At 42.5% G+C, this 25,090-nt stretch carries 24 protein-coding genes; all 24 read right to left on the reverse strand.

What is annotated here, in order from left to right:
• Positions 1 to 30 precede the first annotated feature (30 nt).
• Positions 31 to 384, reverse strand: coding sequence for a 30S ribosome-binding factor RbfA (gene rbfA / locus BFW96_RS19085; RefSeq protein ID WP_009967251.1), 354 nt, complete (start codon positions 382 to 384; stop codon positions 31 to 33).
• Between the two features lie 16 nt (positions 385 to 400).
• Positions 401 to 679, reverse strand: a complete 279-nt coding sequence (locus BFW96_RS19090) for a DUF503 domain-containing protein (protein WP_003220950.1) — start codon at positions 677 to 679, stop codon at positions 401 to 403.
• Positions 676 to 2,823: a translation initiation factor IF-2 gene (gene infB, locus BFW96_RS19095; protein WP_069840313.1), complete on the reverse strand. Its 2,148-nt coding sequence runs from the start codon at positions 2,821 to 2,823 to the stop codon at positions 676 to 678. The genes BFW96_RS19090 and infB overlap by 4 nt, the downstream gene beginning before the upstream one ends.
• A 19-nt stretch (positions 2,824 to 2,842) precedes the next feature.
• Positions 2,843 to 3,145 carry a YlxQ family RNA-binding protein gene (locus BFW96_RS19100; protein ID WP_003220946.1) on the reverse strand — a complete coding sequence of 101 codons (303 nt, stop codon included), beginning with the start codon at positions 3,143 to 3,145 and terminating at the stop codon, positions 2,843 to 2,845.
• 1 nt (position 3,146) lies between these two features.
• Positions 3,147 to 3,422 (reverse strand): glucose-induced regulator RulR, encoded by a 276-nt coding sequence (gene rulR / locus BFW96_RS19105; protein WP_069840314.1) that lies wholly within the window; start codon positions 3,420 to 3,422, stop codon positions 3,147 to 3,149.
• Positions 3,423 to 3,435: 13 nt separating this feature from the next.
• Positions 3,436 to 4,551, reverse strand: a complete 1,116-nt coding sequence (gene nusA / locus BFW96_RS19110) for a transcription termination factor NusA (protein ID WP_014663995.1) — start codon at positions 4,549 to 4,551, stop codon at positions 3,436 to 3,438.
• Positions 4,552 to 4,585: 34 nt separating this feature from the next.
• On the reverse strand, positions 4,586 to 5,056 hold the full coding sequence (gene rimP / locus BFW96_RS19115; RefSeq protein ID WP_014663994.1) for a ribosome maturation factor RimP: 471 nt from the start codon (positions 5,054 to 5,056) through the stop codon (positions 4,586 to 4,588).
• A 329-nt stretch (positions 5,057 to 5,385) separates the two neighbouring features.
• Positions 5,386 to 9,699 (reverse strand): PolC-type DNA polymerase III, encoded by a 4,314-nt coding sequence (locus BFW96_RS19120; RefSeq protein WP_014663993.1) that lies wholly within the window; start codon positions 9,697 to 9,699, stop codon positions 5,386 to 5,388.
• Positions 9,700 to 9,807: 108 nt separating this feature from the next.
• On the reverse strand, positions 9,808 to 11,502 hold the full coding sequence (gene proS, locus BFW96_RS19125; protein WP_069840315.1) for a proline--tRNA ligase: 1,695 nt from the start codon (positions 11,500 to 11,502) through the stop codon (positions 9,808 to 9,810).
• Between the two features lie 32 nt (positions 11,503 to 11,534).
• Positions 11,535 to 12,803: an RIP metalloprotease RseP gene (rseP, locus tag BFW96_RS19130; RefSeq protein ID WP_014663991.1), complete on the reverse strand. Its 1,269-nt coding sequence runs from the start codon at positions 12,801 to 12,803 to the stop codon at positions 11,535 to 11,537.
• A 6-nt stretch (positions 12,804 to 12,809) separates the two neighbouring features.
• Positions 12,810 to 13,961 (reverse strand): 1-deoxy-D-xylulose-5-phosphate reductoisomerase, encoded by a 1,152-nt coding sequence (gene dxr, locus BFW96_RS19135; protein ID WP_069840316.1) that lies wholly within the window; start codon positions 13,959 to 13,961, stop codon positions 12,810 to 12,812.
• Positions 13,962 to 14,022: 61 nt separating this feature from the next.
• Entirely contained in the window at positions 14,023 to 14,832 is an 810-nt protein-coding gene (gene cdsA, locus BFW96_RS19140) for a phosphatidate cytidylyltransferase (RefSeq protein WP_014663989.1), read from the reverse strand.
• A gap of 3 nt (positions 14,833 to 14,835) precedes the next feature.
• Positions 14,836 to 15,618, reverse strand: a complete 783-nt coding sequence (locus BFW96_RS19145) for an undecaprenyl pyrophosphate synthase (protein WP_040083163.1) — start codon at positions 15,616 to 15,618, stop codon at positions 14,836 to 14,838.
• Positions 15,619 to 15,748: 130 nt separating this feature from the next.
• Positions 15,749 to 16,306 (reverse strand): ribosome recycling factor, encoded by a 558-nt coding sequence (frr, locus tag BFW96_RS19150; RefSeq protein ID WP_003231927.1) that lies wholly within the window; start codon positions 16,304 to 16,306, stop codon positions 15,749 to 15,751.
• 1 nt (position 16,307) lies between these two features.
• The gene (gene pyrH, locus BFW96_RS19155) at positions 16,308 to 17,030 is read right to left on the reverse strand and encodes a UMP kinase (protein WP_003220923.1); all 723 of its coding nucleotides are present in this window, start codon (positions 17,028 to 17,030) and stop codon (positions 16,308 to 16,310) included.
• A 145-nt stretch (positions 17,031 to 17,175) separates the two neighbouring features.
• Complete coding sequence (tsf, locus tag BFW96_RS19160; protein ID WP_014663986.1) at positions 17,176 to 18,057, reverse strand: translation elongation factor Ts; 882 nt, start codon at positions 18,055 to 18,057, stop codon at positions 17,176 to 17,178.
• A 101-nt stretch (positions 18,058 to 18,158) separates the two neighbouring features.
• Positions 18,159 to 18,899 carry a 30S ribosomal protein S2 gene (rpsB, locus tag BFW96_RS19165; protein ID WP_003220918.1) on the reverse strand — a complete coding sequence of 247 codons (741 nt, stop codon included), beginning with the start codon at positions 18,897 to 18,899 and terminating at the stop codon, positions 18,159 to 18,161.
• 143 nt (positions 18,900 to 19,042) lie between these two features.
• Entirely contained in the window at positions 19,043 to 19,546 is a 504-nt protein-coding gene (locus BFW96_RS19170) for a Swarming motility protein SwrB (RefSeq protein ID WP_069840317.1), read from the reverse strand.
• Positions 19,547 to 19,574: 28 nt separating this feature from the next.
• Positions 19,575 to 20,339: an RNA polymerase sigma-28 factor SigD gene (gene sigD, locus BFW96_RS19175; protein WP_003220911.1), complete on the reverse strand. Its 765-nt coding sequence runs from the start codon at positions 20,337 to 20,339 to the stop codon at positions 19,575 to 19,577.
• A gap of 22 nt (positions 20,340 to 20,361) precedes the next feature.
• Positions 20,362 to 20,862, reverse strand: coding sequence for a chemoreceptor glutamine deamidase CheD (gene cheD, locus BFW96_RS19180; protein ID WP_014476818.1), 501 nt, complete (start codon positions 20,860 to 20,862; stop codon positions 20,362 to 20,364).
• Positions 20,859 to 21,488: a CheY-P phosphatase CheC gene (gene cheC / locus BFW96_RS19185; RefSeq protein ID WP_003231935.1), complete on the reverse strand. Its 630-nt coding sequence runs from the start codon at positions 21,486 to 21,488 to the stop codon at positions 20,859 to 20,861. Before cheC ends, cheD begins: the two co-directional genes overlap by 4 nt.
• Positions 21,489 to 21,506: 18 nt before the next feature.
• Positions 21,507 to 21,977, reverse strand: coding sequence for a chemotaxis protein CheW (gene cheW / locus BFW96_RS19190; RefSeq protein WP_003231938.1), 471 nt, complete (start codon positions 21,975 to 21,977; stop codon positions 21,507 to 21,509).
• Between the two features lie 21 nt (positions 21,978 to 21,998).
• Positions 21,999 to 24,014 carry a chemotaxis protein CheA gene (cheA, locus tag BFW96_RS19195; protein WP_069840318.1) on the reverse strand — a complete coding sequence of 672 codons (2,016 nt, stop codon included), beginning with the start codon at positions 24,012 to 24,014 and terminating at the stop codon, positions 21,999 to 22,001.
• A 5-nt stretch (positions 24,015 to 24,019) separates the two neighbouring features.
• Positions 24,020 to 25,090 carry a protein-glutamate O-methylesterase CheB gene (cheB, locus tag BFW96_RS19200; protein ID WP_069840319.1) on the reverse strand — a complete coding sequence of 357 codons (1,071 nt, stop codon included), beginning with the start codon at positions 25,088 to 25,090 and terminating at the stop codon, positions 24,020 to 24,022.

Genomic DNA, 25,090 nt, shown 5'->3' on the forward strand with positions numbered 1-25,090 from the left:
ACAGACGATATACGCCTATCCTCTCATTTTTTATTCAGATGGTTTCTCTGAATGTAATTCGTGAATCAATGTTTCGATTCGATTTCCGTAATCGATTGATTCATCGAACTCAAATTCAATTTCAGGCGTTTTACGAAGTCTGATGCGGCTGCCGATTTCGGATCGGATAAATCCTTTCGCTTTTGCCAGCCCTTTCAGTGCTTCTTCCCGTTTTTTCTCGTCACCGAGAACCGAGATATACACCTTTGCAATTTGCAAATCACCTGATACACGTACATCCGTTACTGTCAGAAAACCAATTCTCGGGTCTTTCAGCTTGCGGCTGATAATATCACCGAGTTCTTTTTTCATTTGCTCGCCGACACGGTTTGCTCTCATACTCAATTCAATCACCTCTAAGTTAAAACCACTCTGTCCTAGTGATCGTCCGTTCAATTTCAGGAAAAGAATCGATAAACGCTAGGACGCGCTGTAGTTCTTTTTCTGTTTGAACGCGAGAGGAAGAAACAGCGGCGATTCCGAAGCTGGTTCTTTGCCAGGTGTCCTGATAGCCAATCTCCGAAATCGAAACATTGAACTTGTTTTGAACCCTGGTTAAAATCCGCTTCAGAACGGCGCGCTTTTCTTTTAGCGATCCTGCATCATAAATGATGCATTCACACTCCGCAAATCCGATCACGTTCTTTCAATTTCTTGCATGACAAACGCTTCAAGGATGTCACCTTCACGAATGTCATTGTATTTCTTAATTGTAATACCACATTCATAGCCTTGTGAAACTTCTTTCACATCGTCTTTAAAGCGTTTCAGAACATCTACTTCGCCTTCGAAGATAACGACGCCGTCACGAATTAAACGGAGGCCGCTGTCGCGCGTAATGGTTCCTTCAGTAACATATCCGCCGGCAATTGTACCAATTTTAGATACTTTGAATGTTTGGCGCACTTCTACTTGACCAATCACTTTTTCTTCATATTCAGGATCAAGCATACCTTTCATGGCAGCTTCAATCTCGTCAATTACTTTGTAAATGATACGGTGAAGTCGAATATCTACATTTTCAGCTTCAGCCGTACTCTTAGCATTTCCGTCCGGTCTCACATTAAACCCGATAACAATTGCATTGGAAGCAGATGCCAAGATAATGTCAGATTCAGTAATCGCACCAACGCCTGTATGGATGATTTTCACTTTAACGCCTTCTACTTCAATTTTTTGAAGTGCAGCCGTTAAAGCTTCAGCAGATCCTTGAACGTCAGCTTTTACGATGAGATTGATGTCTTTTACATCACCTTGTTTAATTTGCTCGAATAAGTCATCAAGACTGAGCTTCGCTTTATCGCTGCGCTGCTCTTCAAGCTGTTTCGAAGCACGGGCTTCACCGACAGAACGAGCTGTTTTTTCATCCTTAAAGACAAGGAATTGGTCTCCCGCTTGAGGGACATCATTCAAACCGGTAATTTCAACCGGAGTTGACGGGCCGGCAGTTTTCACACGGCGGCCAATGTCGTTGACCATCGCACGGACACGGCCAAATGTATTGCCGACTACGATCGGATCACCGACATGCAGTGTTCCAGTCTGTACGAGCAATGTCGCGACTGACCCTCTGCCTTTATCGAGTTCAGCTTCAATAACCGTTCCTTTTGCCTGACGGTTCGGGTTCGCTTTCAATTCCTCTACCTCACTGACAAGCAAAATCATTTCAACGAGCTCATCAATGCCTTTTCCAGTTAAAGCGGAAAGCGGCACAAAAATGGTTTCTCCGCCCCAAGCTTCAGGGACAAGTCCGTATTCCGTCAGTTCTTGCATCACACGGTCAGGGTTTGCGGATTCTTTATCTATTTTATTCACAGCAACGATGATTGGAACCTCTGCTGCTTTAGCATGGTTAATCGCTTCTACTGTTTGCGGCATTACACCGTCATCGGCAGCTACGACGAGAATCGTAATATCCGTTACTTCTGCACCGCGTGCACGCATCGTTGTAAATGCGGCGTGGCCCGGTGTATCCAAGAACGTGATTTTCTTGCCGTTCTCTTCAATTTGATAAGCGCCGATATGCTGAGTGATACCGCCTGCTTCTCCTTCAACAACCTTTGTTTTACGGATGCTGTCAAGAAGCGTCGTTTTCCCATGGTCAACGTGGCCCATGATTGTTACAACAGGTGGACGAATTTCAAGATCCTCTTCTTTATCAGGCTCTTCGTATTTTTCCAGCTCTGTTTCTTCAAGCACAATGACCTCTTCTGTTTCAACACCATATTCTGATGCAATGAGTTCGATTGTGTCTTTATCAAGCTCTTGGTTAATGGTTGCCATTACGCCAAGAAGCATCAGCTTTTTAATGATTTCTGAAGGTTCTTTGCCAAGCTCTTCAGCAAGTGCGCCAACTGTTAAAGTGCCAGAGAATGTAATTTTCTCAGGAAGCTCTTTTTTCGGTTTTACAGGCTTTTGCTGATGTTGGTTTTTATTGTTGTGGTTGCGTTTATTTTTTTTGTTGTTGTTATTCTTCTTGTTTTTGTTAAATTGATTATTCTGCACGTCATTCTTCTTTCCGTCTCGAATTTTGTTTGGTTGATTTCCAGCTGATTGCTGATTAACCCCTTGTGGCTGTTTGTTTTTGTTCGTTTCTGCTGGCTTTTGAGATTTAGCGGCAGCGCCGCCTTTTTTATATTTGGCATCAAGCTTTTTAATGGCCTTTTCTTCTAGCATGGCCATGTGATTATTCACTTCTAAATCCATGTTTTTCAGTGCGGTCAAAATTTCCTTACTTGAAACATTTAACGCTTTTGCATATTCGTATACTCTCATTTTAGCCATTCGTTCACCCCCAAAAATATTAATCGAGCAAGCTGATCAGCTTATTCGCAAAACCTTGGTCAGTGACGGCGACAACGACACGGGCTTCTTTACCGATAGAGCGTCCAAGAACCGCGCGACTCTCGACTTTTTTATAAGGGACTTTATAATAATTGCACTTGTCGGTTACTTTTTTTGCTGTGTTAGATGATGCATCCTCTGTAAGCAGGACAAGCTTTGCACGCGCATTCCTGATTTCTTTTATCACCAAGTCTTCGCCTGACACGACCTTACGAGCTCGATTGGCCAGACCCAGCAAGGGAAACCATTCCATTCCAGACATTTTATTTTTTCACCTTTTCCGCCAGTTCCAGCAATTCATCGAAAATCTGGTCATCGATTTGTGATTGAAATTGATTTTGCAAAGTGTTTTTCTTTTTTGCTGCTAAGATGCACTCTTTATCCAGCGTTAAATAAGCACCCCGTCCGTTCTTTTTGCCGGTCAGGTCTACTGAGATATCGCCTTCTTTCGACCGTACAACTCGGATCAGTTCCTTTTTAGGCTTCATTTCACCAGTCACTACACATTTGCGTAATGGGATCTTTTTGTGTTTATTCACCTAAAGTCACCTCTTATTCATCCGATTCAGCAGTTTCAGGCTCTGTAAAGAGCGGCTCATCGTCTTCTTCAAGTTCTCTCGGATAGATTCCAAGTTCTCTTGCGTCTGTTTCGCTCTTAATATCAATCTTCCAGCCTGTCAGTTTAGCAGCTAAGCGTGCGTTTTGTCCTCTTTTGCCAATCGCCAAAGACAGCTGGTAATCAGGAACAATAACAGTTGTCGCTTTTTCTTCTTCATTAACGATGACATCAAGCACTTTGGAAGGGCTGAGCGCATTCGCGACAAATTCTACAGGATCACTGGACCAGTTGACAATGTCAATTTTTTCACCTTTTAATTCATTGACGATTGCTTGCACACGCTGGCCTTTAGGGCCTACGCATGAACCGACAGGATCCACATCAGGATCATCTGTGCGGACAGAAATTTTTGAACGGTCGCCGGCTTCTCTGGCAACAGATTTTAGCTCGACAGTTCCATCATAAATTTCAGGCACTTCAATTTCAAACAAACGCTTTAACAGGCCTGGATGTGTTCTTGACACGTAGATCTGCGGGCCCTTCGTTGTTTTTTCTACTTTTGTGATAAATACCTTAATGCGGTCATGAGGCTTGTAGCTTTCATTCGGCATTTGCTCATTAACCGGCAGCAAGGCTTCTATTTTGCCTAAAGACACGTAGATAAATTTATTGTCCAGACGCTGGACGATACCTGTCATGATGTCTTCTTCACGGTCGATAAATTCAGAATAAATCACACCGCGCTCAGCTTCGCGCACACGCTGTGTGACGACCTGCTTCGCTGTTTGAGCAGCTATGCGCCCGAAATCCTTAGGAGTTACTTCGATTTCGACGACATCGCCGACCATATATTCCGGATGGATGCCCTGCGCTTCTTCGATAGAGATCTCTAATCTCTGGTCGTACACTTCGTCAACGACATCTTTTCTTGCAAATACACGGATGGAGCCAGTTTCACGGTTTAGATCCACCCGTACATTTTGCGCTTGATTAAAATTCCGCTTATAAGCAGAAATTAACGCAGCTTCGATTGCTTCAATGATAATTTCTTTACTGATGCCTTTTTCTTTTTCAAGAATCGTGAGAGCATCTAATAATTCACTGCTCATTTAACGGTCTCCCCCCTTAAAACATTTGTATTCATTAGAATGTAACAGCTAATCTTGCATTAGCTATCTTTTCATACGGAATATTGACCCGTTTCTTTCTTGTTTTGATCGTGATCTCAACTGTCACTGTTTGTCCATCAAATTCAGCCAGTTCACCTTCAAACACTTTTACGCCTTCAATAGGCTCGTACGTCTTAATGTATACATTTTTTCCAAGTGATTTTTCGAAATCGGCTTTTTTCTTTAGCGGACGCTCAGCTCCTGGAGATGAGACTTCAAGAAAGTAATTTTGGCTAATTGGGTCTGCCTCATCAAGCTTTTCGCTTAAAGCTTCGCTTACTTTGGCACATTCCTCAATATCCACACCGTCATCGGAATCAATAAACACGCGAAGGAACCAGCTTTGGCCCTCTTTGACAAATTCAATGTCAACGAGTTCCAGCTGAAGGCTGTCTACGATTGGCTGAGCCATTTCTTGAACGGTGTCAGTCACTTTTTTGCTCATGTTCTTCCTCCTTGTGCTGTCGATCTCATATTCGTCTCGTCACTCTGCATAAAAACCCTGCTTCAAAAGAGCAGGGGCTAAAAAGTAAACGATGAACATGTCGAGACAAAATTCTCTTGTTCAATACAAAAGAGCGGGTTTCCCCACTCTTTGCCTCGGTAATCGTTAGCATTTCCAATAAAACTATACCATAACCATATTTTTATTGCAAATGGATATACGCTTACCTTCATACCTAAGCAAGTGACAGAAACTCTAATAATACGATGACACTTTTTGCGCATATGTATGCATAGAAGCAGAATTTCCGAGAAATTCTGCTTTCCATGTTAAAACAGTGACAATTGGTTTTGATCAGGCAGTGATTCCAGACAGCCATGGCGATCTAAATACTCTAAAATGGTTTTTGATACTTTCCCTCTCTTTTGCAAATCTTCTTTTGAGAGGAATTCGCCTTCTTCGCGAGCTTTTACAATGTTCAAAGCAGCGTTCGTTCCTAATCCAGGGATAGAGTTAAACGGCGGGATAAGACTGTTGCCGTCAATAATAAACTCTGTAGCGCTGGAGCGATATAAATCGACTTTTTGGAATGAATAGCCTCTCTCACACATCTCAAGCGCTAATTCTAAAACAGTCAGAAGGTTCTTTTCCTTCGGTGAAGCATCAAGTCCTTTAGCGTTTATATCCTCCATAACCGCTCTGATTGCTGTAGAACCCTTGATCATTGTATCGATATCAAAGTCGTCCGCACGAACGGTAAAATAAGCCGCATAATACAAAAGAGCATGATGCACTTTAAAGTAAGCAATGCGGACTGCCATTAATACATATGCCGCGGCGTGGGCTTTCGGGAACATGTATTTAATCTTTTTACAAGAATCAATATACCAGTCTGGGACATTGTTATTTTTCATTTCTTCTTCCCATTCAGGCGTTAATCCTTTTCCTTTACGCACAAATTCCATGATTTTAAAGGCAAGGGACGGCTCAAGGCCTTGATAGATTAAATACACCATAATGTCATCACGGCAGCCGATAACCTCACTCAGCTCACAAATATTATTGTGGATGAGTTCCTGCGCATTGCCTAGCCATACATCAGTTCCGTGAGACAAGCCTGAAATCTGAACGAGCTCTGAAAAAGTTGTCGGCTTTGTATCTTCAAGCATCTGCCGGACAAATCGGGTTCCGAATTCAGGAATTCCAAGCGTGCCCGTTTTACAGCCAATCTGTTCTTCCGTCACACCGAGTGATTCGGTTCCCTGGAAGATCTTCATCACTTCAGGATCATCCGTCGGAATTGTTTTTGGATCTATTCCGCTTAAGTCTTGAAGCATCCGAATGACAGTCGGATCATCGTGTCCGAGAATATCCAGTTTTAACAGGTTGTCATGGATGGAGTGGAAATCAAAATGAGTCGTTTTCCACTCTGAACCTGTGGCATCTGCCGGGAACTGAATCGGTGAAAAATCATAAATATCCATATAATCCGGAACTACGATAATACCGCCGGGGTGCTGTCCAGTTGTACGTTTTACACCTGTGCATCCCTGTACGAGCCTATCTATTTCGGCACCGCGCATATGAAGATCATTGTCTCCGGCATAGCCTTTTACATAACCGTAGGCTGTTTTTTCTGCCACCGTGCCTATTGTACCCGCACGATATACATTGTCTTCTCCGAACAGCACTTTTGTGTAATTGTGTGCCTGCGGCTGATATTCTCCCGAGAAGTTCAAATCGATATCAGGTACTTTGTCCCCTTTAAATCCTAAGAACGTTTCAAATGGAATATCATGGCCGTCTTTTTTCAAAGGTGTTCCGCAATGAGGACATGTTTTGTCAGGCAGGTCAAAACCAGAACCGACCGAACCGTCATTAAAGAACTCAGAATGCTGGCACTCAGGACAAACATAGTGCGGCGGCAGCGGGTTTACCTCGGTAATCTCAGTAAGTGTCGCAACTAATGAAGATCCTACGGAACCACGGGAACCAACGAGATACCCGTCATCTAGTGAACGTTTTACAAGTTTGTGAGAGATCAAGTAAATAACAGCAAAGCCGTGGCCAATGATACTCTTTAATTCTTTTTCAATCCGTGCTTCGACAATTTCAGGCAGCTCTTCCCCGTAAATGCTTCTTGCACGCTGATAGCTCATTTCTCTGATCTCTTCATCTGCGCCTTCGATTTTCGGCGTATATAAATCATCTTTAATCGGCTTGATGTCATCAACTAAAGAAGCAACCTTTTGGGTATTGGCGACTACGATTTCCTTCGCTTTTTCTTCGCCTAAGAAAGAAAAAGCTTCAAGCATTTCGTCTGTCGTTCTGAAATGCACTTTTGGCAGCTCGTGCCTGTTCAGCGGATTTGCCCCGCCTTGTGAGGATATTAAAATCTTTCTGTAGATTTTATCCTCATCATTCAAGTAATGAACATTTCCCGTAGCAACAACCGGTTTATTAAGCTTTTCCCCCAGTTTGGTGATATTCGCAATAATTTCTTTCAGCGCTTTTTCATCGCGGACCAGTTCAAGCTCCAGCAAGTGACGGTACACTTCAGGCGGCTGAACCTCAAGATAATCATAGAATGACGCGATGTCTTCCACCTCTTCAGGCGATTTTTGCATCATTCCCTCAAAAACCTCTCCCCTGTCACAGGCTGAACCGATCAGAAGCCCTTCCCTGTATTTCTCAAGCTGAGATCTCGGAATACGGGGCACTCTGTAAAAATAATGAATATGAGAAAGTGACACAAGCTTAAATAAATTTTTAAGTCCCGTGCTGTTCACAGCAAGCAATGTGGCGTGATACGGTCTTGATCTTTGATAAGCATTGGACTGACCCATATTTTCATTCAACTCATCATGGTACTGAATGCCTTTTTCAGCTGCGTCTTTCAGCATTTTCAGAAGCAAATAAGCGGTCGCCTCAGTATCATAGATCGCACGGTGGTGCTGTGTGAGTTCGATATCGAACTTTTTACAAAGTGTATTCAACCGGTGGTTCTTAAATTCCGGATAGAGAAAACGGCCAAGTTCAAGTGTATCAATGACCGGGTTTTTAGCTTTATCGACTTCAAGAAGCTTTTTGTAGGCTACATTTAAGAACCCCATATCAAAGCTAGCATTATGAGCGACAAGGATATCATCGCCAATCCATTCCCTAAAATCTCTTATGACATCTACGACATCCGGAGCGTCGCGCAGCATATCATCGGTGATGCCTGTCAGCTCTATAATTGTGGCGGAAAGCGGACGATGCGGGTTCGCAAACGCCTCAAATTTATCAATAATTTCTCCGCCTTTTACTTTTACTGCAGCCAGCTCAATAATGGTATCGTATACAGCAGACAATCCTGTCGTCTCAACGTCAAAAACAACATATGTTTCTTCCTCGAGCAGACGATGTGCGGCATTATAAGCAATTGGCACGCCATCATCCACGAGATTCGCTTCCATCCCATAAATCATTTTAATTCCATGCTTTTTGGCCGCAGAATACGCATCAGGGAAGGATTGAACGACAGCATGGTCAGTCAAAGCGATGGCCTCATGCCCCCATTTTTTCGCCTGTTCGACAAGCTTTCCGATACCCGTAACAGCATCCATTTGGCTCATTGGGGAATGCAGATGCAATTCCACTCTTTTTTCTCCTTCAGGTGCTGAATCTTCACGGGTTTTTGCTTTTATTTCGTTTACGTCATTTGCGATCATGACAAGATCTCTGACAAATGTATCATTTTGAATGCTTCCGCGTGCTTTTACCCACATTCCTTTTTTCAGAGACTTCATCAGTGCCGCATCTTCTTTTTCACGTGCAAACATTTTGATTAAAATACTATTTGTATAGTCTGTAATTTTAAAGATGCACAGCGTGCGCCCGCTTTTCAGCTCGCGCGTCTCCACATCAAACACATAACCTTGGACCGTAATTCTCCGTTCCTCGTCCATGATGCTGTCAAGTGTCCGGATTTCCTCGTTATCTTTAATCTGATAACCGATGACTAGAGGACCAGATGGAGCTTGGTCTTCATCACTTTCTTTATCTTTCTTCTCCATTTCAATCAAGGCCTGCATAGCCCGCTCTTGGTCTTCTGCAAGCTTTTGCTCCCGAAACTTTTGAACTTCCTGCTCGGATACAAATATTTCAGCATCAAGCTGAAGATCCGGAAAGCCAAATTGACGGTAGCCTGCTTGAATCATGGAACTGTATTTGTTCTTTAGCGCAGCCGCTTCTGTATCCGTTTTGGTTTTGACAATCAGTTTATTGCCCTTCAGCTTCGGTTTTTGCTGGTTTAAAAGACTGATAATCGGCGGCGAAATGCCCTGCAGTTCTTCAATGCAGCGTGACCAGTAGTCTTGAACAATACTTTCACTGACCTCGTTATCCTGAACTTCAATTGAAGATGTCACTTTTGCTATGTGGGCAAACGATTGGGTCAGCCTCGTTGTTAATGTGTCATATATTTGAAAAGGCAGCAAAGATTTAAATTGAAAATGAAAATGCCAAGACTTAGAAGCTTTGTGTATTGTCAGCTTTTTAATCTCGCCATCTTCAAAGTATGTCATGAAGGTATCATCTGTCATATTAATCTGCTGCAGAAGAATTTGAAACTGCCTTCTGTTTACTGATAACTGTTCCATTAAGACAGTATCCCTCCCTAAAAACATCATAAGTGAAGGTACCTCAGGCAATGAGGTACCTTCTATTATTTCTATTTTAACATGTTTTTTGTTAAATCGTTATGGTGATTACTGCTTGCTGATAAATGCGGATAATTCGTCTACTGAAATCTCAGTTGACTCACCTGTTTGGCGGATTTTCACTTCGACAATGCCTTCGTCAGCCCGTTTTCCAACAGTGATGCGAATTGGAAGGCCGATTAGATCTGAATCAGCGAATTTTACGCCGGCACGCTCAGCACGGTCGTCATAGAGCACTTCATAGCCTTCAGCTTTTAAATCGGCATACAGCTTTTCAGCAAGCTCTCTTTGTCCATCGTTTTTCATGTTCAAAGCAAGAATATGAAGATCGTACGGTGCAACGCTTTTTGGCCATATTAAGCCTTTTTCATCATGATGCTGTTCAGCAATAGCAGAAAGCGTTCTTGACACGCCGATTCCGTAACAGCCCATCATCATTGGCTGCGCGCGTCCATTTTCATCTAAATATGTCGCATTCATCGCTTCTGAATAGCGTGTTCCGAGCTTAAAGACTTGTCCGACCTCGATCCCTTCAGCAAAACGGATCGTTCCTTTGCCGTCTGGTGAAGGATCACCTTCTTTAATAAAACGAAGATCAGCAAATTCTTTAATTTGCGCGTCACGATTCACATTGACATTTTGATAATGATGATCTCCTTCATTTGCTCCGGCAACAGCATTGACCATTGTCTTCACAGCTTGATCGGCATATACTTCCACATCCTGATGAATACCGATAGGGCCTACAAACCCTGGTTCTGTTCCGAGCTGCTGAATGACCTCTTCATGTGTGGCAAGCTCTACAACTTCTGCATGAAGCAAGTTTTTCACTTTAATATCGTTAACCTCATGGTCCCCTCTAACAAGCACTAGGACAAAACGGTCATCGGCTTTAAACAATACTGACTTAATGCATGCTTCAGCAGAAACCCGTAGGAACGCAGTCAGTTCTTCAATTGTTTTCACGTTAGGCGTATGAACCTTCTCTAGAGCTTTTGGTTCTTCATTTGAAGGGACTTCCTGGTAAAGAACTTCAGCCATTTCGATATTAGCCGCGTACTGTGATTCATCAGAATACGCAATCGTATCCTCTCCGATCGCAGAAAGCGCCATAAATTCGTGCGTATCCTTTCCTCCCATTGCGCCTGAATCAGCAATAACAGGTCTTACATTAATGCCGCAGCGGGCAAAAATATTTGAATAAGCCTCATACATTTTTTGATACGTTTCATCCAGGCTCTCTGCAGATGCATGGAATGAGTACGCATCCTTCATAATAAATTCGCGGCCTCTTAACAAACCGAAGCGAGGACGTTTTTCATCTCTGAACTTAGACTGAATTTGATACAGAGTCAGAGGGAGACGCTTATAAGATTTAACCTCATCGCGAACAAGCGAAGTGATAACTTCTTCATGCGTTGCCCCTAAAGCAAATTCACGGCCATGACGGTCTTTTAGTCTCATCAGTTCGGGACCATACGTATACCATCTGCCTGATTCCTGCCATGTCTCAGCCTGCTGCAATGCGGGCATGAGCATTTCTACGGCATCAATTTTCTCCATTTCTTCTCGAACAATCTGCTGAATGTTTTGAATCACCTTATACGCAAGAGGCATATAGCTGTATACCCCGCTCGTATTCTGTCTGATAAACCCTGCTCTCAGAAGAAGCTGATGACTTTTTGCTTCGGCATCAGCTGGAACTTCACGGAGCGTAGGAATAAGCGTCAAGCTTTGTCTCATTTCTTCGCACCTCTGATTGATTTACTTTTCGTTTACAAAAACAGCCGCTGGATATCGTTCCATGTGACGACCAGCATAAGAAGCATTAAGAAAGCTACTCCGATAAACACAACAAATGCTTCTTTTTCCCTGTTAATCGGTTTGCCCCGAATCGCTTCAATAAATAGAAATAACAGTCTTCCCCCGTCAAGTGCCGGAATCGGAAGCAAGTTGACAATCCCAAGGTTAATGCTTAAAAACGCAGCAAACTGAAATAAGTTCACTATCCCTGTTTTCGCCACTTGGTCTGTCATATCATATATGCCGACAGGACCTGACAGCATATCAAGTTTAAATTGGCCTGTTACTAATTTGCTCAGATTGGTTAAAATGGCTTTGGTGACATCAACGGTTGATGTCGCGCCATAAGCCACCGCTGAAAGAACGCCTTTTTCAGTCGGCGCATAGGAGCCGAAACGTCCGATTGTTTTTTTATTTTCATCTTTAACAGCTTCCGGAGTCACTGAAATATGAAGCGTTTTGTTATCTCTTTTTACTGCAACGTCCATTTCTTTTTCCGGGTTTTCTTTTACAGCGGAGACAATGTCAGTCCAAGACCTCATTTTTTCTCCGTTGATGCTTTGGATGTAATCCCCTTCTTTTAGCCCTGCTTCGGCCGCCCGTCCATTGTCTGTCAGCTGTCCGAGCATAGGCTCATTTGACGGTACACCTTGAATCAGCCCAAGCATCACTAAAATGACGTAAGCTAAAATAAAGTTCATAATCGGTCCTGCAGCAATGGCTTTGATCCGCTTCCACACAGGTTTGGAACCAAATTGGCGATTATACGGCGCAATCTGCACTTCTTCTCCGTCTACAATGAAAAAGGATGTTTCGCTGACCGTAAAGCTGGAAAGTTCGTCCTCTTTCCCTTGTTCATAACCGGTAATCTTCATGTCATGCTCTAAATCCGCTGTTTCCACTTCAATGACTAAAGCATCCGGATATTTTTCCTTTTGATTGATGATGACTTTCTCAACTTGATCTTCTTTATTAAACAGAAGCCCAACCGTGTAACCGGGTTTCACCTCAATCATTTCCGGATCTTCGCCGGCCATACGAACAAATCCGCCGACCGGAAGCAGCCTGATCGTATAAACTGTTTCATTTTTCTTGAAAGAAAAAATCTTTGGACCGAAGCCGATCGCAAATTCACGGCAGAGAATTCCCGCTCTTTGGGCTAGCAATAAATGGCCCAGTTCATGGAAGAAAACGAGCGTTCCGAAAATAATGATAAACGCTATAACTGTATTCACGAACATACCACCTTATGTGAGTATTGAATTGACGTATCCCCGGGTATCTTTGTCCACTTCTTGAATGTCCGCCAGGCTCGGTTTTTTCAGTAATTGATGGCGGGTTAGTGCCTTTTCGATACAGTCTTCAATAGCCAAAAACGGTATCTTGCCGGCTAAAAAGGCAGCGACAGCTACTTCATTTGCCGCATTTAGCACTGTCGGCATTGTTCCTCCTATTTTACCTGATTCAAATGCAAATTGTAAGCATCGGAACCTGTCAAAATCAGCTTTCTCAAAATGAAGGCTGCCGATTTCCCATAATTCAAGCCTTTTCGCATCTGGTAATGGCAACCTGTCAGGATATGTGAGCGCATATTGAATTGGGACTCTCATATCCGGAGTTCCAAGCTGCGCGATCACACTTTTATCATGAAACTCAACCATTGAATGGATGATGCTCTCCTTATGTAAAACCACATCAATTTGTTCATAAGGTATATCGAAAAGCCAATGTGCCTCGATCACCTCTAATCCCTTATTCATCATTGTAGCCGAATCAATTGTAATTTTTGCACCCATTGACCAATTCGGATGTTTTAATGCATCCTCAACAGTTACTGATTCGAGCTCCTCCCGCGTCTTGTCCCGAAAGCTTCCGCCTGATGCCGTAATGATGAGGCGTTCCATGTTTTTGGCCTGTTCGCCTTGGAGGGCTTGAAAAATGGCTGAATGCTCACTGTCAACAGGCAGCAGCGGAACATCATATTTCTTAGCATGTTCTTTTACTATATGCCCTGCAGTGACAAGAGTTTCCTTATTTGCAAGCGCAATTGTTTTTTTCTGTTCAATCGCCTTTAATGTCGGGATTAGGCCAACGCTGCCGAGCAAAGCATTGACAACAATGTCAACCTCCTCCATTGCTGCTGCTTCTATCAGTCCTTCTTCTCCCAGCCCGATTTGGCATTCAAAAGAAAAAGACATTTGTTTTAGTTTATGATATGTATCCAGATCACCGACAGAGACAAATTTCGGCTGAAAGGCCTCAATCATCGGAACGGCCTTATCAATATTTCTGCCAAACGACATAGATACCAGCTGAAATTGATCTTGATGCGCACGCAGTACGTCAAGAGTCTGTTCGCCGATTGATCCTGTTGCTCCTAAAAGACAAATATTTTTCAAAGTTGCCACTACTCCTATTCTTATTGCTGCATGATCAGTCTCATATTCATATTAGACTTTTTTATGAAAAAAGGGCAAGCAGAAAGTACAAGAAAGGCATGACAAACAAGAAACTGTCAAAACGGTCTAATATACCGCCATGCCCGGGAAGAATATTCCCAGAATCCTTTACATCGTAATGTCTTTTCAAGGCGGATTCCACTAAATCTCCAAGTTGTCCGAAAACAGACAAAAACAGCGTGATCAACAGCAGATAGATATACGGGATCGGAAGTTGTGCTACAAGCTGAAAAATCGTCGCCAATACAAGTGCGATGACAATTCCGCCTACAAAACCCTCCACTGTTTTATTCGGACTGATTTCAGGCCACAGTTTTCGCTTCCCAAGCGCTTTACCGACAAAATATGCACCGGAATCAGTGGACCAAATGACAACACATGCATAAAAAATGTATGTTAATCCGTATTGGTCAAGATTTCTGATTTCGATAAAATAATGAAAACACATTCCGATGTAGATTGCGGCAAGCGTAATAAATCCGACTTCATCAAAAGTAAAGGTGTTCTTGACCAACACTGTGTAAGTCAGCAAAAGCAATACCGCAAACAAAGCGATTTCCATTTTGGAAATTCCATCCGCTTCGAAAAGCGAATACTGGCTTGGCAATAAGAACATCCACAATAATAAAAGACCGATCAAACCCGGCAGTGAAATCATCTTCAGCTTTTTCATCCGTAAAAGTTCAAAAAGCGCCACACTGCCCATAGCATAAATTAATATGGTGAACGGCAATTTCCCGACAATAACCAAAAATAAAAATACAATTGCTGCCAGAACACCTGTCAAAATTCTTTGTTTCATGTCCACCATCCTCTAAATTCCGCCAAACCTCCGGCCTCTCTGCTGAAACTCTCCTAACGCCTGTAAGAAGTGATCTTCTTTGAAATCAGGCCACAAGACGTCAGTAAAGACAAATTCACTGTAGGCCACCTGCCATAGCATAAAGTTACTCAGTCTTATCTCGCCGCTCGTTCGAATTAAAAGTTCAGGATCCTGCAAAGATTCAGTCATTAAATAAGTAGAAAAAAGCGATTCATCAATGTCTTCAATATTCAAAGAGCCTTCCTTCACTTTTTCCGCGAGTGATTTTGCAGCAGTGACAATTTCAGTACGGCCTCCATAGTTAAGGGCAAAATTAAGGATCATTCCATCATTTTGCGCCGTATCCTGAACAGCCTTTTCAATCGCACGCAATGTGTGCGCCGGCAAAGCCGTTTCATCCCCAATGATCCGAACCTGTACATTTTCCTCAACAAGCTCTGGAAGATACGTATTCAAAAATTCTTCCGGAAGCTTCATTAAAAAATCGACTTCCATTTTCGGTCTTTTCCAGTTTTCTGTTGAAAATGCATACAAAGTCAGCACTTTGACACCTAATTCGTTTGCGAGCTTCGTTGTCCTTTTTACCACCTTCATCCCTTCATGGTGGCCTGCAATTCTGGGAAGAGAGCGTTTTTTAGCCCAACGGCCATTTCCATCCATGATAATGGCGATGTGTTCGGGAATTTCTCCCTTAAGTATGTCTTCTTTTGTATAGCGTTCTAAGTTGGAAGCCGCAGTTTGCTGATTCTTCCAATTTTTGAGTATGTTGAGCATGAGATTCCTCCGTCACCCAAAAAGGTTACATTCCCTGCTGATCATCAATGTAATCAACAGTATTAACAAAAAAACCCCCTGTAAACATGAGAGGGTCTTTTCACTATTATCTATTGTACATAGTTTTTCATTAAACTTCCATGATTTCTTTTTCTTTGTCTTTTGTGACACTGTCAATTTTTGACACATATTCATCTGTCAGTTTTTGAACGTCTTCAGTGGAAGCACGCAATTCATCCTCAGTAATGTCTCCGTTTTTCTCAAGTTTTTTGAGATCATCGTTAGCATCACGGCGAACGTTACGGACAGCTACTTTTGCTTCTTCAGCATATTTTTTTACAACTTTCACTAATTCTTTCCGTCTCTCTTCCGTTAGTGCCGGAATTGCAATTCGAATCATATTGCCGTCACTTGTCGGTGTAAGACCTAAATCAGCTTTTAAAATCGCTTTTTCGATATCGCCGATTGCTGTTTTGTCGTATGGCGTGATAACGAGCATACGAGCTTCAGGCACATTAATAGAAGACAACTGATTTAAAGGTGTCTGTGCCCCGTAATATTCAACCGTTACTTTATCTAATAAAGATGGATTTGCACGGCCTGCGCGTACAGTAGCCAATTCGCGCTGATAAGCAGCAATTGCTTTTTCCATTTTTTCTTTTGTTTGAGTTAATACTTCTTTTGACACGTTATTTCCCCCTCACGATCGTTCCGATTGATTCACCGATAACGGCACGTTTGATATTTCCTTCTTCCATAATAGAAAAGACGATAAGCGGAATGTCATTATCCATGCATAAAGATGATGCTGTTGAATCCATGACTTCCAGGCCGTCTTTAAGAACGTCAAGATAAGAAAGTGATTCATACTTAACAGCTGATTCATCTTTTCTAGGATCAGCATTATACACACCGTCAACATTATTTTTAGCCATCAAAATAACGTCTGCCTCAATTTCAGCAGCCCGCAGTGCAGCTGTTGTATCAGTTGAGAAATATGGGTTTCCTGTGCCCGCAGCGAAAATAACGACACGTTTTTTCTCTAAGTGGCGTATCGCTTTTCTTCTTATGTACGGTTCAGCAACTTGTCTCATTTCAATGGATGTTTGCACTCTGGACTGGATTCCGAGTGTTTCCAAGCTGTCTTGAAGAGCAAGCGAATTCATAACTGTCGCCAGCATCCCCATATAGTCAGCAGTCGCACGGTCCATGCCCAGGTCACTTCCTGTTTTTCCGCGCCATAGGTTGCCGCCGCCTACTACAACAGCCACTTCGACTTCAAGCTCAGCGATTTCTTTCACTTGCTTTGCAATGGATTGAATGACAGTTGGGTTAATTCCGTTTCCCTGTTCTCCTGCCAATGCTTCCCCGCTAAGCTTTAATACGATACGTTTGTATTTTGGTTTTTCCATGATAACCTCCAAGTGTAAACATTGCCGTTTTCTATTATGCAAGAGAAAAAAAGGTTTGTAAATATAGTTTTAAAAATAGGGAACACAAATTGTGTCCCCTATACTGCCTGAAAAGTCGCGACTTGGCCGCGAAATCTTTTCGCCATTATTTTTTCACTTGGTTCATTACTTCTTCAGCAAAGTTTTCTTGACGTTTTTCGATGCCTTCTCCAACTTCATAGCGGACATAAGTTTGAACAGTTGCGTTTTTCGCTGCAACAACTTGTTTCACTTTTTCATCTGGGTTTTTAACGAACGCTTGGTCTAAAAGACAAATTTCTTCGAAGAATTTGTTCAGACGGCCTTCAACCATTTTCGCTACGATGTTTTCAGGTTTGCCTTCTTGAAGGGCTTGCTGAGTTAGGATTTGACGCTCATGGTTAGCTTCTTCTTCAGAAACTTGATCACGAGAAATGTAACGAGGGTTAACCGCAGCAACGTGCATTGCGATATCTTTCGCAATTTCTTCGTCAGTTGTACCGTTAAGAACAGTTAATACACCGATGCGGCCGCCCATGTGAAGGTAAGCACCGAATGCAGAGCTGTCGTCTTTTGTAAGAACTGTAAAGCGGCGAAGAGTGATTTTCTCACCGATTTTAGCAACTGCGCTTGTGATGTACTCTTCAACAGTAGAGCCATTTTCCATTTTTTGACCCATTGCTTCTTCAACATCTGCAGGTGCATTTGCAAGAAGGTGGTCAGCTAAAGTGTTAAGAAGCTCTTTGAATCCTTCGTTTTTCGCAACGAAGTCAGTTTCAGAGTTTACTTCTAGGATAACACCTTTGTTGCCGTCAGTTTTAATAAGAGTAGAACCTTCTGCTGCGATACGGTCAGCTTTTTTCGCTGCTTTTGCAATCCCTTTTTCTCTTAAAAGGTCAATTGCTTTGTCCATATCTCCGTCAGTTTCAGTTAACGCTTTTTTACAATCCATCATGCCCGCGCCAGTTTTTTCACGCAGTTCTTTTACTTGCTGTGCAGTAATTGCCATTTGTATTCCTCCTTATATGTTTAAACAAGAGTATGTATATTACACATTTTTCTTGAAAAAAGGTGATAAAAGGCAGTCCCTCTTATCACCTTTTGAATAGGTTACGCAGTTGTTGTTTCTGTTTCTGGTGCAGTTTCTTCAGCAACTTCCGCTTCTTCTTCGCCTTGCTTCGCTTCTAAGATTGCATCTGCCATTTTAGAAGTTAGAAGTTTAACAGCGCGGATAGCGTCATCGTTCGCTGGGATTACAACATCGATTTCATCTGGATCACAGTTAGTATCTACGATACCGATGATAGGGATGTTTAATTTACGAGCTTCCGCAACAGCGATGCGCTCTTTGCGAGGATCGATGATGAATAATGCATCAGGAAGATCCTTCATATCTTTAATTCCGCCTAGGAATTTTTCAAGACGCTCTAATTCTTTTTTCAATTGAACGACTTCTTTTTTAGGAAGTACATCAAACGTACCGTTTTCTTGCATTTTTTCAATGTCTTTAAGACGTTTAATACGTTTTTGGATTGTTTCAAAGTTTGTTAATGTACCGCCCAACCAGCGTTGGTTGACATAGTACATGCCAGAGCGTTGAGCTTCTTCTTTAACAGAATCTTGAGCTTGTTTTTTTGTTCCGACGAAAAGGATTTTTCCGCCTTCAGCAGCAAGATTTTTAGTGAAGTTGTAAGCTTCCTCTACTTTTTTGACTGTTTTTTGAAGGTCAATGATGTAGATTCCGTTACGCTCCGTGAAAATGTAACGCTTCATTTTTGGGTTCCAACGGCGTGTTTGGTGACCGAAGTGAACACCAGCTTCAAGCAATTGCTTCATAGAAATGACTGACATGTTATTTCCTCCTAGTATAATGGTTTTTTTCCTCCGCTTAGGTCATTTTTGTGCAGAACTGCCGCCTGCAGCACCCTCTGCATAAATCGTTAAGCGTGTGTATTTAACACCAAGACATAATATAACACAGCTTTATCCGACAATCAAGAATCCTTTACACCTTTGGAGCGAAATTTTAAAAATAGCTCGATTTCTGTCTTTCCGCTCTTCAGTTTCTGAGCAATTTGACTTGCCGAATACCCCTGTTCATATAATTCTATGACCTGGTCTTCAAATGATGGGACATCACTGTTTACGATCTCTTCCCGACGGTCAACCTCAGTAATCAGACCTTCAATATGTTCAGGAAGGTTCTCTATTTCTTGAACTTCATCCCGCTCTGGATGTTTTTCAAAGTGCTGAAGATCTGTCTTTTGAGATTCTGCGTCAGATTGACTTGAAGATGGAGCGGCGTTTTCTATCAGTTTCTCATTTTCTTCTTTTAATTCAAGGAGAAACGCGGCCAAGGTGTTTTCCGTCTCTTCAAGTATCTGCTTTTGCTGTTTTTCTGTTTCTTTCACTGCAGCGAGCCTCGTATACAGGATAATGACAGCGTACAGAAGAACGCCGTGGAGCGTAAAGCTTAAAAGCCATAATAGTGTTGACATGTTTTTCACTCGCTAACCATGAAATTCATTATTGAATCACTTTTTCCAGCAGATTCTTTAGTTTAAATAATGCCTTTGAATGGATCTGTGATATGCGGGACGTAGAAAGATTTAATACTTGTCCGATTTCTGTCAGTGTCAGCTCTTCTTTGTAGAACAAACTGACAACCAGCTGTTCTTTTTCAGAGAGTTCGTGAATTTTTTCAGCAAGCTGTGCAATCAGTTCATCCTTCATAATCTTTTCTTCAGGCGGAACATTTTTGTCATCTCTGATCATGACTTGTATGTTTTCCCCGTCATCTTGATCATGGAGCTTTTCATCAATTGACAGCAGATTTGCAAAAAAACCTTCATTCATTGTTGACACTACATCCTGTACCGTCATTCCGAGTTCCTCTGCAATTTCCGCGGGCGATACATTCCGAAGATAACGCTGTTCAAGCTTTTCAATTGCTGCTTCAACCTTCTTTGTTTTTTCGCGTGAGGTTCTGGGCAGCCAATCTTCTTTACGAAGCCCGTCTATGATTGCGCCGCGAATTCTAAACGAGGCGTAGGTATCAAATTTTAAGTCCCGGCTAGGGTCAAATTTTTCAAGGGCATCATATAAACCAAGCATACCAAGGCTCATTAGATCGTCTTTATGCACTGATTTCGGCAGTCCGACAGAAATTCTGCCTACATGATATGTGACAAGCGGCATGTAACGGCGCATTAAGTCGTCACCGGCTTTAGGATCTTTCCACTCTTTCCAGCGCGTCCAAAGCACCTGATCTTCATAATTCAAGGATTGCATTGTTATCCCCCTAATACCTTAATTAAATCGTTTTTTCACCTTGTTTAACAGTTCGAATATGCAGCATGCAGGACTTCGGTTCAAATTCTATCGTCCGGCCGCTTGAGCCGCCCGTATCTTCACTAATAATAGGAATATTAAATAAAGACAGCTGTTCTTTTATCGCTAATACATTTCTCGGTCCGATCTTCATCAAATCATTTGTCGATTTAAATTTAAACATCTCTGATCCGCCGGCCAGCTTTGCTTTTAATGCAAATTTCCTACATCCCGCTTCTATCAGCATATCAATCGTGGTCTTTACGGCAGTGTCAGCGTACTTAGCCCGGTTGAGCTCTGCAGTTTTCGATAACGTCGAATCCGGCAGCATGACATGAACAAGACCCGCCGTTTGCTTTTCTTTATCATAAAGCACCAGCCCCACACATGATCCTAAACCAGAGGTCCGAATGGTATCCGGGAAGCGGGCGATCTTCACATCAGCAATCCCAACCTTTATAACAACAGCCTCAGTTGTACTCATAATGATGCACCTAAAGCGACAAAGAGCTTTTCAAATGAATCATAGTCCGGCAGCATAAACATATGCGCTTTCAGCTCTTGCTGATGGCTCTGGTCAAAAATTGACGTGTCGACCACAATGGCGTGTTCTCCAACCTGACTGAGCTCCATCAGCCCTTCGCTGATCACAGCTCCGAACATGTCCAATGAAACTTCAGGAACACTTGGATAAAGCTGGAGTTTAGTCAAATCTGCCAAAGCTGTTAAATATGATCCCGCTAAAATATTGCCCAGTTCATGCAAAGCGGATGAGCTCATATGATCTTCACCTAAGTCCTCTATATCAAAATCAGGGTTTCCAATCAGCTCTCTGATAAATTGCTCCGCCTGAAAAAAAGGCATTATAAAGAACATCGAACCCGTTAAATCGCCTTCCATTCTTAAAAAGATGCTGGCAACCGGGACATCAGCACCGCCGAAAAAATCGACAAGCTCATCAAAAGACAGCAGCTTTGCAAATGGGACTTCCATATCTATCTTTCTATTTAACAGCTGGGCCATTGCAGAGGCGGAGTGGCCGGCGCCTATATTGCCGACTTCCCGCAAAATGTCCATCTGCTCTTCTTTGATTCCATTAAAAATACTCATGTCATAACCCCTTTAAGATTAAGCTTGATCGGGCACAGCGGACTGAGATGATTCTTTATCCAAAACCGCGTTCGCATCAATAATATTTAAGAGTCTGTTCTCTTGTTTCACAATCTGTTCGATCGACACATCCGTATCTTTCTGAACGCCTTCTGGAGCGGATTCTATTTCACTTTCGTGTACGGTTATCACATCATTCGCTTCATCCACAATCCAGCCGACTTCAATATCACGATAAGCAATAATGATAATTCGTGTTTCATCGGTAATTTCATACTCTGGCAAATTCAGGCGCTTTCTTAAATCAATAACCGGAGTCACCACCCCGCGCAAATTGATTACTCCGCAAATATATGGTTCGACGCCAGGTACCCTCGTTGGCTTTTGCCATTTTTCAATTGATTTCACCTGAGTGACGGAAATGGCATATTCTTTTCCATTTACCATAAAGACAATCATTTTTTCGCCTGTTTTAATTTCTGCAGTCATGTGAGACACCTCCTCGAATGGTTAAATAATCAGTGCATTACAATCAATAATGAGCGCTACTTCTCCGTCTCCTAAAATAGTAGCTCCGGAAATTGCAAAGACGTTTGTTAAATAATCTCCGAGTGATTTAAGCACAACTTCCTGCTGGCCAATAAAGGAGTCCACCACAAATGCAGTAGGTTTGTCGCCTTTTTTCACGACAATGATATGGAGCTGTTCCGCATCTTTTCTTGTATCTTCTATTTTAAACTCTTCTTTTAAATAAACGACAGGGACAATATGCCCTCTAAAGTCAATCACTTCACGGTCATGCGTTTGCAAAATGTCTTTTCTGTCAATGACTGCTGTTTCAATGATTGAAGAAATCGGAATGGCAAATGTCTCTTCTTCCAACTTAATCAGCAGGACTGAAATAATAGATAAGGTAAGCGGCAGCTGGATACTGAATAGAGAGCCCTGACCTTCGGCTGATTTCACACTGACTGAACCGCCTAGAGACTCCAGTTTGTTTTTTACAACGTCAAGTCCGACGCCGCGGCCGGAAATATCAGAAATTTGGTCAGCAGTTGAGAACCCCGGAGCAAAAATCAATTCGTAAATTTCGTTGTCTTCTAAGGTTTCAGCTTCTTTTTCCGTTATGACCCCGCGCTCAAGTGCTTTTTCCATAATTTTCTTTCGATTAAGGCCTGCACCGTCATCTTCTACTTCGATAAAGACATGGTTACCGCTGTGATAAGCTTTAAGCACAACTTTTCCTGATTCCGGTTTTCCCTTTTGTAAACGCGTTTCCGGCGCCTCGATACCATGGTCAATGCTGTTTCTGATCAAATGAACGAGAGGATCTCCGATTTCATCAATCACTGTACGATCCAGTTCAGTTTCCGCACCGATGATCGAGAGTTCAATTTTTTTATTCAGCTCTTTCTGAAGCTGGCGAATCATTCTCGGGAATCTGTTAAAAACGGTTTCAACCGGGACCATTCTCATATTCAGAATAATTGATTGCAAATCTCCGGAAATTCTCGTCATCCGTTCAACCGTTTCAGTCAGTTCATTGTGCTCAAGCTCTTTCGCAATCTGCTCAAGACGTCCGCGGTCAATGACAAGCTCTTCAAATAAGTTCATTAAAGAATCAAGCCTGTCAATGTTGACACGAATTGTTTTGGATCCGCCGGCTGAGTGCTTCGCCTGTTCATCGTTTTTAGCAGGCTGTTTTTGTTTTTCCTGCTTCGCAGGTACAGCTGCCGGCGAGTCTACAGGCTTAGATTCCTCAGGCTTTTCAGCTGATGTTAAAGGAGCCCCTTGACTGACTTCAACATGCTCAATTTCCGACACGCCATTGATTAATTGTTCAATGTCTTCTGCTGATTGATGTGTTAAGAAACAAACTTGAAAGTCAGTTCCAAAATCTTCTGTTTCAAGCACTTCAGCACTTGGAATTGTTTTGGCTACTTCTCCGACTTCATTTAGTTTTTCAAACACCATATAGACACGAACTGCTTTTAACATACAGTTTTCGTTCAGAGAAATCTTGATTTCATATCGTTTGAAGCCTTGCTCCTCCGCTTCTTGTATAACTGTACGTTCAAATTCATCATATTCCCAATCAGATGCTGAACTCGGTGCTTCTGCAGGTTCCGCGGATGCAGCAGATTCAGTGTGTGCACCATTTACATCAAGCTTGGCACTCACTTCTGAGATATCTCTTTTACCATCCCCGCCATCAATAATAGACTGAACCATAGCTTCCAGGTGATCCAGAGCTTCAAACAAAATATCCAGCCATTCTGAGGTAACTGCCATGTCTCCGTTTCGGATTGCATCCAGCACGTTTTCAAGCAGGTGGGTAAGATGCGCTAAATCCGTGTAGCCCATCGTTGCGCTCATTCCTTTTAATGTATGGGCAGCCCTGAATATATCATGTACGAGCTGAAGGTCAGTCGGGTCTTTCTCTAAAAGGAGAAGCTTTTCATTACATGTTTGTAAATGTTCTTTACTCTCATCAATAAAGACATCTAAATACTGATTCATATCCATTTGAATCACACCCTCTCTTTTTTCACACAGCTTGTGATGGATGCTGCGATATCTTCCACATGTTTAATCTCATGAATGAGACCCGCTTTAACAGCAGCTTTTGGCATCCCGTATACGACACAAGATTCTTCAGACTCAGCAATGGCTTTCACATTGCCGGCTGTTAGCATGTCCTTTAGCCCTGCAGTGCCGTCACTGCCCATTCCGGTCATAATAACCGCTACTTTTTCATAATCTGTCAGTTTACCGACAGAACGGAATAAATAATCAGCAGATGGTTTATGACGGCTCGGGGTATCGAGATTATCAAGCACAATCTGGAGTCCTCCGCTGCTTTTAATAACGGAAATGTTTTTGCCGCCCGGTGCTATGTAAACACAGCCGTTAAGAGCTGCTTCACCATCTTTTGCTTCTTTCACCTGAATGTCAGATAAATGATTCAGCCGATCAGCCAAAGAAGCAGTAAATCCTTCAGGCATGTGCTGAACGACAACCACTGGTGCGTTCAAGTCCTTAGGAAGCTTCGGTATCACCTTTTGTAACGCCCTTGGGCCGCCTGTTGATGTGCCGATACACACAATTTGTCTGCCTGTGCCTGGTTTCGGTTTGCTCAATTCAGGCTTAACAGCTCGCACAATAGGTTCGGGCCGAACCGTTTGGGAAACAGGACGGTTCCGATTGCCGGAAAGTCCAGCCGCGACGACACGCTCAACTAATTGTTCTTTAATTTTGTACAAATCTAAAGATATTGAGCCTGATGGCTTTGTGATAAAGTCAAAGGCACCGATCTCCAAACAATTAATTGTGCACTCTTTACCTTTTTCGGTCTGGCTCGATACCATGATGACCGGCAAGTTATAAATCTCAATAATTTTGCGAAGCGTATCTGTTCCATTCATGACCGGCATTTCAACATCAAGAGTAATAACATCCGGTTTTAATAATTCAATCTTCTTAAGCGCTTCTTCTCCGTTTCTGGCAGTTCCGATTACTTCTATCTGCTTTTCCTCGGTCAGAAAATCACTTATCATTTTTCTCATGAAAGCTGAATCATCAACTACAAGCACACGAATCAA

It is taken from the genome of Bacillus sp. F56 (assembly GCF_001748205.1).
Lineage (GTDB): Bacteria > Bacillota > Bacilli > Bacillales > Bacillaceae > Bacillus > Bacillus stercoris.